The organism is Microbacterium sp. 2MCAF23 (assembly GCF_052115565.1).
Lineage (GTDB): Bacteria > Actinomycetota > Actinomycetes > Actinomycetales > Microbacteriaceae > Microbacterium.
This window is the reverse complement of record NZ_JBFRGY010000029.1, coordinates 1-365: the sequence shown is the minus strand read 5'-3', so window position 1 is coordinate 365 and position 365 is coordinate 1. Positions and strand designations below refer to the sequence as shown.

The 365-nt window shown below is 62.2% G+C and carries 1 protein-coding gene; it reads right to left on the bottom strand.

Features of this window, described 5'->3' with window-relative positions; all coding sequences use genetic code 11:
• Positions 1-40: 40 nt before the first annotated feature.
• The coding region (locus AB4078_RS18685; protein ID WP_441978383.1) for a WXG100 family type VII secretion target at positions 41-365 on the bottom strand (325 nt) is incomplete at its 5' end.

The following is a 365-nucleotide window of genomic DNA, read 5'->3' as shown; positions in this document are numbered from 1 at the left end:
GGCGGGGGTCGGTGCACGACCCCCGCCCGCACACCAACGGTCAGTGACCGGCGAGCTGCTGATCCAACTCCTGGATCTTGTGCATCATCCCCGTCAGCGACTCCGACATGCTGTGGATCCCATCCACCGCATGCTTCAGACCCGTCGTCAGCTCCGTATACCCCTGACCGAACTTCCCCGACGCGTGCTGCGTCTTGAAATCCTCACCCAGCAGGTTGTCCACCTGCCCCTTCAGCTTCTCCAGCTGACCCTGAATGTCATCACGAGCCTGCGACAGCGACGACGCCACCTGCTCCATCTCCGCATAAGACGCACCGAAATCGGCCATCATCCACCTCCGGTAATCGATTGGACCGGACCACCCC